This is a genomic window from Kitasatospora sp. NBC_01560 (assembly GCF_045208415.1).
Lineage (GTDB): Bacteria > Actinomycetota > Actinomycetes > Streptomycetales > Streptomycetaceae > Kitasatospora.
In genome coordinates this window covers 17,620-27,881 of record NZ_CP109364.1, presented here as the reverse complement: position 1 = coordinate 27,881, position 10,262 = coordinate 17,620, and the positions used below count along the sequence as shown (strand labels likewise).

8 protein-coding genes and 1 pseudogene are annotated in these 10,262 nt (G+C 72.2%); 8 read left to right on the top strand and 1 reads right to left on the bottom strand.

Annotated elements, in window-relative coordinates; genetic code table 11:
- Positions 1-113 precede the first annotated feature (113 nt).
- From OH807_RS00115 to OH807_RS00095, 5 genes and pseudogenes are all read left to right on the top strand, one after another.
- Positions 114-842 (top strand): annotated as a pseudogene (locus OH807_RS00115) (IS110 family transposase); the annotation flags it as partial.
- A gap of 245 nt (positions 843-1,087) precedes the next feature.
- A complete protein-coding gene (locus tag OH807_RS00110; protein WP_406192012.1) occupies positions 1,088-2,329 on the top strand; it encodes an AAA family ATPase in 1,242 nt (413 codons plus the stop codon).
- Between the two features lie 215 nt (positions 2,330-2,544).
- Entirely contained in the window at positions 2,545-4,098 is a 1,554-nt protein-coding gene (locus tag OH807_RS00105; RefSeq protein WP_406210609.1) for a Mu transposase C-terminal domain-containing protein, read from the top strand.
- A complete protein-coding gene (locus OH807_RS00100) occupies positions 4,095-4,850 on the top strand; it encodes an AAA family ATPase (protein WP_406192009.1) in 756 nt (251 codons plus the stop codon). The genes OH807_RS00105 and OH807_RS00100 overlap by 4 nt, the downstream gene beginning before the upstream one ends.
- Before the next feature lie 53 nt (positions 4,851-4,903).
- Positions 4,904-5,935: a hypothetical protein gene (locus OH807_RS00095; RefSeq protein WP_406192006.1), complete on the top strand. Its 1,032-nt coding sequence runs from the start codon at positions 4,904-4,906 to the stop codon at positions 5,933-5,935.
- A 264-nt stretch (positions 5,936-6,199) separates the two neighbouring features.
- Here the strand turns inward: OH807_RS00095 and OH807_RS00090 are convergent, their stop codons facing one another.
- Positions 6,200-6,361, bottom strand: coding sequence for a hypothetical protein (locus OH807_RS00090; protein WP_406192003.1), 162 nt, complete (start codon positions 6,359-6,361; stop codon positions 6,200-6,202).
- Positions 6,362-6,557: 196 nt separating this feature from the next.
- Between OH807_RS00090 and OH807_RS00085 the strand changes: the two genes are divergently transcribed.
- From OH807_RS00085 to OH807_RS00075, 3 genes are read left to right on the top strand one after another with little or no spacing between them, the layout of a single operon-like run.
- Positions 6,558-7,229, top strand: a complete 672-nt coding sequence (locus OH807_RS00085) for a hypothetical protein (RefSeq protein ID WP_406192000.1) — start codon at positions 6,558-6,560, stop codon at positions 7,227-7,229.
- Positions 7,230-7,236: 7 nt separating this feature from the next.
- Positions 7,237-9,540 (top strand): hypothetical protein, encoded by a 2,304-nt coding sequence (locus tag OH807_RS00080; RefSeq protein WP_406191997.1) that lies wholly within the window; start codon positions 7,237-7,239, stop codon positions 9,538-9,540.
- Entirely contained in the window at positions 9,537-10,244 is a 708-nt protein-coding gene (locus tag OH807_RS00075; RefSeq protein WP_406191994.1) for a helix-turn-helix domain containing protein, read from the top strand. Before OH807_RS00080 ends, OH807_RS00075 begins: the two co-directional genes overlap by 4 nt.
- Positions 10,245-10,262 lie beyond the last annotated feature (18 nt).

Genomic DNA, 10,262 nt, shown 5'->3' with positions numbered 1-10,262 from the left:
GAACGACCAATCGGATGACGGGCCCAGAGCCCTTCCATTAGGGAGTCGCGTGCCTCCGCGCAGGCTTTGACCAGCGGATATGCACATCGGACAGAAGAACGTGAGAGGCGCCCATGAAGGTGTTCTGCGGGATCGACTGGGCCAGCGACCACCACGACGTCGCCGTGGTCGACGGTGACGGCAAGCTCCTCGGCCGGGCCCGGATCGGTGATGACGCGGCCGGCGTGCAGCAGCTGCTCGACCTCTTGGCCGAGCACGGTGACGGCCCCGACGGCCGAATACCAGTGGCGATCGAGACTTCCCGCGGCCTGCTGGTGGCCTGCCTGCGGGCGACAGGCAGGCCCGTCTACGCCGTCAATCCGATGGCCGCCGCCCGCTACCGCGAGCGGCACAGTGTCTCGCGCAAGAAGTCCGACCACCTCGACGCGATGGTCTTGGCGAACATCCTGCGCACCGACGCCGACGCCCACCGGTCGCTGCCGGCCGACAGCGAGCTCGTCCAGGCCGTCGCGGTCCTGGCTCGCGCCCAGCAGGACGCGGTCTGGGACCGCAATCAGGCCGGCAACAAGCTCCGCTCCCACCTGCGGGAGTACTTCCCCGGCTACCTCGCCGCCATCGAAGCCCTCAAGGGCGGTATCGCCGAGCCGCTGGCCCGCACTCTGCTGGCCGCCGCTCCGACCCCTGAGCAGGCGGCCCGGCTCACCCGCACCCAGCTGAAGGCCGTCCTCAAGCGGGCCGGCCGCCAGCGCGGCATCGACGCCGAGGTCGAGCGTCTGCACGCCGCTCTGCGGCTTCCGCAGCTGCGCCAGCTCCCGCAGGTCGAGAAGGCGATGGGCCGCCAGGCTGCGATTTCTCGGTTTGGTGTCAGTGGTGGTGATAGTCGGTAGCGCTTCGAGGTCTGTGGCCTAGGTTTTTGCTGGTCGGGCTTGCTTCGGCGTGGGTGGCTGGCTGACAGGCTGACTGTCATGGGGCGAGAGGCCAGCGGTCTGTATCGCTGTCGTGGGGCCTTATCTCATCGTGGGTGGTGCTGTCTGGGGTTCGAGAGATTTGATGCCAGTGCTGGTGGTGCCAGGCTTTGATCGCCGGTATGGGAGAGCAGGGCGTTGGTGGGCGTGCGGCCAGGGGGTTGCCGCGTGAGCTGGTTGTGCGGCGTCTGGTGGAGCGGCAGGCGGCTGGTGAGCTGACGTCACGTCATATGCGGGCGGTGGCCGACACGGTGGGGGTGTCGGTACGCACAGTGTGGCGATGGTTGGCGACCGCGAAAGCGACCGGTGAGGTCGACAGGAAGCTTGCCCGCCAGGGCTACGCAATGCCGGACGAGACATGGTCGCTGCTGGCGGAAGCGGGCGGGAACGTCGCGGAACTGCGGCGCCGCATGCTCGCTGCCGCCGCCGGCTCGGCCACCGCCGTGCCGCCGCTGGGTACGTTGCACCGGGTGGTGCGCCGTGACCGCCTGGCGGGGCGGGTGCTGATCATCGGGCGGGAGCCGGGTCTTGCCGAGCCGCTGCGCCCGGACCCGCTGAGCGAGCTGGGCCTGGGTACGGTGAGCGGTGTGGGTCTGGGTGGCCAGGTGTTTTTGCGTGAGCAGACCCGCCTGGCCAAGGTCCCGGTTCTGGTGCCCGGGGCGCAGGTCGTCGTCACCCCCTCGGTCGCTTCGGTGGTGCAGCGCGTCGCGCACGCTGCGGCGGTGGGCGCGGTGGCGTGCCTGTACGGGGACGCCGGGCACGGCAAGACGGTGGCTTTGCAGTACGCCCTGTCCCAGCTGCCGGAACCGGTCCGGGTCCGTAGGGTCCATGTCGGGGTGCACCCGTCGGTGCCGGAGCTGCGCCGGGTGCTGGCCGACGCGTTGGAGTTGAAGCGGCTGCCGCACGCAACCGGTGCGGCGGACCTGATGCTCCTGGACGCGCTGCGCCGGCCCAGGGTCCTGGTCCTGGACGAGGCGCAGCGTCTGCCTGTTCCGGCGCTGGAGTTCCTGCGGCAGCTGTGGGACCACCCGGACACGGACGTCGCGCTGCTCTTCGCCGGCGCGGGGGCCGAGCGCGCCCTGCGCAGGGTGCCGGCGCTGGCATCACGGGTGCTGACCTGGGAGCTGGTGCCGCGTCTGGCCCAGGCGGAGGTGGGGCCGGTGATGGAGGCGTTCCACCCGCTATGGGGGCAGGTGGCATCTGTGGACATGGCGTGGGTGGACGAGCACATCGGGCACGGCAACTTCCGCGCCTGGGCGAAGGTCACCTCGCATCTGACTGCGGAGGTCTACGGCCAGGCCCGCGCGGTGGTCGACCGCCCGCTGCTTGAGAGAGTCTGCGCCCGCCTCACCGGACCGGTGTGACGGCCCCGCCCTCGCGATGAAACCGGCAGCGACAGCTGCCCGGCACCGGAACGCCGGATGGCCACCGCGCGGTGGTGCCAACGACTCGAGGAAGGCAGGAGAACGTGATCGATCCACCAGAGCCCGTACCCGTCCCCGATGACACCGTCGCTGTTGACCGGCCGGCCGATGCTGTCCTGCCCGAGGCATCCCTGGTCGCGTTGCGCGGTCCGGCACTGCGCCGCCTGCTGGCGCTGCGGGAGGAGGGCGCCCTGACGACGGGGCAGGTTCGGACGGTCGCGCAGTGCCTGGAGGTGACGGAGCGCACGGTGTGGCGGTGGCTGGCCGCCGCCGGACGGGATCCGGCTGCGGCCCGTGAACCCGGCTCCCGTGCCCAGAGCAGTACCCGGTTCACCGTCACGCCGGAGGTCCGCCACCTGCTGGCCCTTTGGAAAGGCAATGTCGCGGCGGTGCACCGCGAGCTCGCCGCCAGGGCCGCCCGACAGCAGCCACCCACCGCACCCCCGTCGCTGCCGACCCTGCACCGGGCGATCCAGCGGGACCTGAGCGCGGGGGAGCGGGCGGGGCTGACGGCGGGGGAGCGCGCGGCCCGCAAGCACGATGTGTTCCTGACCCGGCCTCGCGGGCACCGCAATCAGGTGTGGGAAACGGACCACGTTCAGGCGCCCGTTCTCGTGCTCGTGGACGGACAGGAGCGCAGGCCGTGGATCACCTGGTTCGTCGACTGCGCGACGGACGCGATCGCGGGCGTGGCGGTCACACCGGGCTATCCCTCCCGTGAGTCGGTCCTCGTGGCCCTGCGTTCGGCGGTGCTGCGCACCGGCCCTTACGGGCCGGTGGGTGGCCTGCCGGAGAAGGTGCGGATCGACCGCGGCAAGGATTTCCTCTCCCGTACGGTGACGGCGGCGTTCGGCGCGCTGGCCGTCACCGTCGAGCCCCTGCCCGCCTACACGCCCCACCTGAAGGGCACGGTGGAGGGGCTGAACCGCTCGGTGGAACGGATGTACCTGGCCGCGCTGCCCGGCTACGCCCACCAGCCCCGCCCGGGAGGCAGGCCCCGGCCGGTCGACCAAAGCGCTCTGCTGTCGTTCGAGGAGTTCACCGCGGGCCTGCTCACCTGGGTGGCGTGGTGGAACACCGAACACCGCCCGGCTCCGCTGCGCGGGAAGACCCCCGCCGGTGCGTGGCAGGAGGACCCCACGCCGGTACGGGACATCCCGCCAGCCGATCTGTGGTCCTTCACTCTCGAGGACGATCGGGCCGGGCCCCGCCCGGTCACCACCCGCGGGGTGAAGTTCAAGGGCCGTTTCTACGTCTCCCCGTGGATGACCGGCCGCGCCGGAACCCGGGTGGGCGTGCGCCATATGCCCCACCACCGGCACGAGATCGAACTCTTCGATCCCGCCACCGGCCGCCACCTGGCCACCGCCCACCTCGCCGACGAAGCCACCCGCGAGCAGATCGCGGCGGTGCGCCGCACCCGTGCCGCCCGTGTACGACGGCTCGCCAAGGACCTGGATCACGCCCAGCGCGCCCGCAACGAACGCCACGCCGCCGCCACCGCACCCGAGGCGCCCCGGGCGATCGGCGGGCTGACCGCCACGGAGGCCGGTCTCGAACTGGCCGCCTCCACTCACACCGACCTGACCGACCTCGCCCGGCCCGACCTGATCCCGCCGACCGCCCCACCCGGGCACTGGAACACCCCGCCCGGCCTACTCACCACCACCCGCCCCGCCACGGACCCGACCGGAAAGCAGACCCCATGACCGGACTCCTGCCACCCCAGGCGAGCGACCAGTACCTGAGCCTGCCCGGCGCCCAGGTCGTCACCACCCGCGCCCTGCTCGCTGCCCGCGACAACCTCGCCGACACGATCAACGCCCGCGCGATGATGTGTGTCCACGGCGGCGCCGGCTTCGGCAAGACCCTCGCCGTCAACACCTGCCTGCGCGACCTCGACCCCACCGAGGACATCCGCCGCATCACCTTTCGCGTACGCCCCACCCCCCGCGCCGTGCGCCACGAACTCTTCGCAGCCCTCGACCTGCCCGGCACCCCGCCCCGCGGCCCCAGCGAGTTCGACGCCCTGCTGCGCGAAGCCCTCGCCCTCAAACCCCGCACCCTCGTCGTCGACGAAGCCCAGTGGCTCAGCGGCGAGGCCTTCGAGTACTTCCGCTACCTCTGGGACGACCCCTACACCCGGCTCGCCATCGTCTTCGTCGGCGGCGAAGGCTGCCACCAGGTCCTGCGCCGCGAACCGATGCTCTCCTCGCGCATCTTTATCTGGCAGCACTTCTCCCGCCTCACGCCCGAGGAAGTCGGTTCGGTCATCCCGCTGTTCCACCCGGTGTGGGCCGACACCGACCCGGCCGACATCGCCTTCGCCGACCAGCACGCCACCCACGGCAACTTCCGCGCCTGGGCCCAGCTGACCGCCCACGTGCGCCTCGGTCTGGAGCGCACCGGCCGGCAGCGGGTGGACCGCGAGGTCCTCGGTTGGGCGTTCAGCCGACTGTGAACCACCGCCCTCCTCCCACGCGCGGTGCCGGCGACCTGGAGGAGCCCACGGCCGTGGACGACAACGCCCGTGCCCGCTCCGAGTCGCCTGCCGGACCGCTCGCCATGACGGCGCGCTTCCTGGCCGTCGACCTGCTGCTGAACCCTGTCACGGTTCTGCCGGAGGCGGAGCGGCGCGCCCTGCCGCCGGTGACGGTGGTCCTCGACCGTGGCGACGATGCCCGGTTCACCGCTGCCGCACTGGCCGCCCATCGGCCCCGGGTCGGCCGTATCACCGTCCATCCCACCGTGGGCACGGCCCGCACCGCGGTCCTTCTCCACGACCACCTCACCGCTCTTGGCCGCTCGGTGGTCGGCCTGCGGGCGCAGGGACTGGCCCAGGAGGCGCAGGCGGAGCACGCGGTACGGGCGTGGATGTGGGCGGAGGCTGTCCAGCACGTGATCGTGCTGCGTTCTCACCTGCGCATCAACCTGCACTACCTGCTGGATCTGCACGCCGCCACCGGTGCCGCCCTGACCCTGGTCCGGCACGCACCCGCCTTGGGACGCGACCTGGAAAACCTGTTGAGCAGCCTCGACAACCGGGTCGTCGACACCCTCGACGCCGCCCGCGACGCCTTCAAAGAACCCGGCGCCCGCACGTTGGGCGGCCAGACGCTGCCCCGCACCCAGGGCCGGGTCCTGATCCCGGGGTGGGACGTACCCGTCGCCGGGCTGCCTCCGGCAGTGGTGTTGGATCGGATCCGCCGCCATGCCGCACATCCGGTCCAGGCCGGGGCACTTGTCGCGGCCTGGATCACCGGCGCTTCAGCGCACCGTCTGCGCGGCGCGCAACTGAAGGACCTCACCCCCGGCGGCGACGAACTGGCCCTGCCGACGTCGGTCACGTGCGGCCCGGGACGCATCGGCCGCTCCGCCACGACGGAGGCCTTCCGCGTCCCCGCCCGGCTGCGGCCTCACCTGCTCGCCGCAGCGCAACACCGTCGTCTGGAAGGCGCCGCAGCGGACGCGCGGTTGTTCACCACACTCCGCGCGGACCGTCCGAGCGCCGTGGCCGCCGCGTGCGGGATCGGCATCGGTTTCTGACCCACCGGGGGTGCCCAGGGGAGGACGTACGCCGACGCCGAATCCCGCTGGACGTCGACTCGGAGCGGGGCCAGCACCTGCAGGGAGCGACCACCTTGCCGCGCGGTCTGCGACATCGGCCACGTCGTCTCGGGTATCGCGAACGGGGTCGGTGCCGTCCGCATGCGGCGCGCCCGCGAGGCGGTGGTGCGGCGGGTGGCCCGGTGCTGCTGCGGCGGGTGCCCGGCGCACTGCCCGGAGGCCGGCGCCGCGTAGGGGCCCAGGTCAGGCATTGCTCACCGCCAGCGCGATGCACGCGGTCAGTGCCGCGAGCTGCACGCTGGTGACGCCGGCCGAGCGGGCCTGGCGGCGGATCGCGCCACCGAGCAGCTGGTCGACGACGATCAGCGCGCCCAGCGCGAGCAGCGCCTTCTGGTTCTTCGTCATGTTCTTCACCTCCCCCGCCGGTAGCAGTGCTGGTAACTGATCACTGTCCCGCACGGCACCGACAAGGCCGGATCCGCCTTGCGCACGGCGCGCTCGTCCCCGTCCTGGTGAAGCGGTGGCGAGCCATGCACTCACGGTGATACTCTGGGGAAAACCTTTAATACCGACTTTGAAGTTAAACGGGGAGGTGCGGAAGATGGCGGACGGCGAAGACAGCGAACTCCTGAGCGAAGGGCCGAGCCACACGCGGTTTCTGCTCGGGCGGATCGCCGAGGAGGCGCAGCGCGCCCAAGCACTGGAGGACCCGCTGGAGCAGGCGAAGGCCCTCGCGCTGCTGATCCAGCCGTACGCGGGCTGGGCGCTGCGCGAAGCGGTCTGGGACTGCCGGGGCAAAGACATGAAGTGGTCGGTGATCGCGCCGGAGGTCGGCCTGTCGCAGGCCGTGCTGTCCCGGCAGGTCCGTGCGAACGGACCGGTAGTCACCATCACCCCGTACTACGGGCTGGACAGTCGCAACGCCGACGGGCGGACCCCGCTGCGCCTGGCCGCCTTCAGCCTGGAGAAGCGGGTGATCGCACTGGCGATGACCACCACCGACGAGCGGAGCCAACTGCTGGCCAGGCTCTACATCCCGGTGCTCGCCATGGGCCAGGCGATGGCGGCCAACCAGGCTGAACCGCTGCTGAAGACGGTGAAGGAGGTGCTCCGCCAGGCCGACGGCCTCGCCCCCTCCGTCGCTGGCACCGAGGAGGAGAAGGCCGTACTCGACGCGGTCGGCGAACTGGGGACCGCGTTGGAGCGATACCAGGGCACGATCCGCGTCGCCGAAGAGCTCAAGCAGGCCGCCGAGTCACAGAAGGGGGAGTGACCTGCTGATGGACCGTAAGACGTACACCGCCGAGCTCGCCGGTCTGCGCGAGCTGCGCATCGAGATCACGGCCGCCGAGAAGACGGTCGCGGCCGCGCAGAAGGAGCTGGACAAGCTGACCGACCGGCGTGCGCGCCGGGTTGCCGGCCTGGCGGGGTACGAGGGCGCCCAGGCGCCGGCCATCGCGAAGGCCTCGGGTCTGTCGGTGGGTGACGTCGTGCGGATCGCCCCGTTGCTGGACCCGACCCCGGCCGCCGTTCGCGCCGCCAAGGCCGACGACCAGGCCGCCGCCCCGACTCCGGCGCCCGAGGTGCCGGAGGCCGAGCCTGCCGTTGCGGTCGCCCCGGCGCTGACCCGCCCGGCCCCTGCCGTCGTGCAGTTGGCCCCGGCCGTCCTGGTGACCGAGGCGCCGACCGAGGTCGAGGACCAGGTCGGCGCCGAGCAGCTCGCCGTGCTGCAGACAGGGTCGGCCACATCGGCCCCCGGGGAGACAGAACCCGGCGTACAGGCCGCCTCCGACCGCACCACTACATCGATCCCCGGCGCCATTGGGCAGTATCCGGTCGCGCCGGTCGCTGCCGCGCCGCGTCCGGTGGTCGAGGCCGGTCCGCGTGAGCTGCCCACCCTTCCCGAGGGTCCGGCGGGTGCGCGGTTCGAGGCTGTCACCACGGGCCTGGTCTCCAAGCGCCCCAGCTTCACGCAGCAGGCCCGCTCCACGGTGTTCCTGGACGCGGCGAGCGGTGACCTGGCGGTGCGCGACCGCGTGGTGCGCCTGGACCTCGGCGCCCGCACCCCGGGGGAGATCCTGGACGCCGTCCTGGCCACTGCGCCCGGCACGGAGCGGGTCTACGTCACCGCCGGCGCCCCGTGGCACGACGGCGCCGAGCGGTACTCCACGCTCAAGGACGCGGTCGCCGCGTGGCTGAACACGCCGTCCGAGCGGTGGACCACCGCTGTCGGCTCCGGCCGGGACAAGCTGGCCGGGCACTTCGTGCACCAGCGCCAGCCGGTGGGCCGCTACGCCCCGGTTGCCGCGCCGGACAGCCGCAGCACCGAGATCCGTTCGATGGGGGAGTGGTTCGACCCGGACGGCGCCGACGTCGTGACCTGCCGCCAGGCGTTCACGCTGCTGTGGCAGGCGCTGCGCCGGCACTGGGACGACGCGGTCCTGATGGGCTCACCGTCGCAGACCGGCCGGGACCTGTGGTCGCGCACCGTCCCGACGACCGGCAAGTGGGCCGGCGGTTACCCGGTGCTGTCGGAGGAGCTGCGGGGTCTGCTGCACGCGACCGGTGGCCAGGGCCGCACCGAGCTGATCCTGCCCCCGCGCGTCCCGGAGCAGCTGCCCGCCCTGGTCGAGTACGACCGCACCTTCGCCTACGCGAAGCACCTGTGGAAGTCCCCGGTCGGCATCCCGCGCCGGATCACCGCGGCCGCGTTCGCCGCGATGACCGACCAGGAGCAGGTCAAGGCCTTGATGTCCTGCTCGCACTGGAACGTGCGCGTGACCGTCCCGGCCGGGTGGAACCACGTCGGCCTGCTCCCGGCCCCCGTGACCGGTGACCGCGCCTGGATCTACCCCTCCGAGCCCGGCACCACGTTCACCACGTGGGCGGGCGGCGCCGAGGTCCACCTGGCGCTGTCGAACCACCTCGCACCGTGGAAGGTCGAGATCCTGGGCGGCCTGCTGTTCGAGGACGGCAAGCCGCTGGATGAGTGGGGAAAGCGCCTCAAGGCCGCGTGGGCGGACCTGACCAACCTCTCGAAGATGCACGGCGACGAGCGGCAGCGACAGGCGGCCTACCTCGCCTCCCGCGCGGTCCGGTCGGTGCTGCTGTTCGGCCTGGGCGGCTTTGCGCAGCGCCCGCGCCTGGTGTCCGGCACCACCCCGGTCGGCGAGAGCCTCCCGGCCGGGGTGGAGATCCTGGGCCAGGACGGCGAGGTGGTTACGTGGCAGCGGCAGGCCGGCTTCTCCCGCGACCCCTACGCCCACCCGGAGTGGGCGGCGTACGTGTGGTCGGGGGCGCGGGCGGCGCTGCTGGACATGAAGTACCGGCAGGGCAAGGAGGTCATCGGCTACGCCGGGGCGCTTCACGCGAAGCCGGGCACGGTCGTGTACTTCGGCACGGACGGCATCGCCCTGACCGAGCGCCAGCCCTGGCCCTACCGCGGTGAGCCGGGTGACTACCTCCTCAAGGGCCACCTGACCGGCCCGGTGGAGCACCCGGTCAGCCAGGAGCAGTACCTCAAGCTGCGCGGCCTGGGCCGCGCCGAACTCGCCGCCGAGCAGGCGGCCGGAGGTGACCGGTGAGCCCGGCCGACCCGAACAACCCGAACGAGGCCGCGAGGCTGACCCAGGAGCTGATCGACCAGGGCTACACCAAGCGCCAGGTCGCCAAGATGCTCGGCCGCGACGCCAGCCTGGTCAGCCAGTTCTTCACCAAGGGCAAGGGCAAGGCGTTCGTCGGCGCGCTGCGCCAGGTCGTCCGCGCGGTGCGCGGCGGCGAGCGCGACACCGAGGCGCTGTCCGGGATCGCGGAGGCGAACACCAAGCGCCGCACCACCAAGACGGGCCAGAAGGCCCGGGTGCGGGGCAAGGACGTCGTCGGCAAGCCCGGTGAGTCGATGGCCGGCCGCGCGGGCAAGCAGGCCATCAAGTCCGGCGCTTCCCACCTCGCCCCGGTGGTGCACGAGACCGGCCAGGCTGGCGGCCGTCTCGCCTTCACCGTCCGGATGAAGGCCGACCAGTACGTCTACTCGGCCGGGTCGGAGAAGGACTCCGGCGGCATCCGCCGTGGCTTCATCCCGCGTTCCGACGGCACGGAGGAGCGCACCTACGGCTCCGCCTCCACGGGCGGGTTCGACGCCGCCGAGTGGTCCCAGCGCGTCGCCGACCATCACGGCGACGTCACCGAGGCGATGCGGGCCTGGCTGGTGGAGACCGGACGCGCGGTCGAGGACGCCGACATCGCCTACCTCGAGGTCCGCGGCTGGATCCCCGAGGACCAGCAGTAGTCCGGTCGGCCTCTCCCC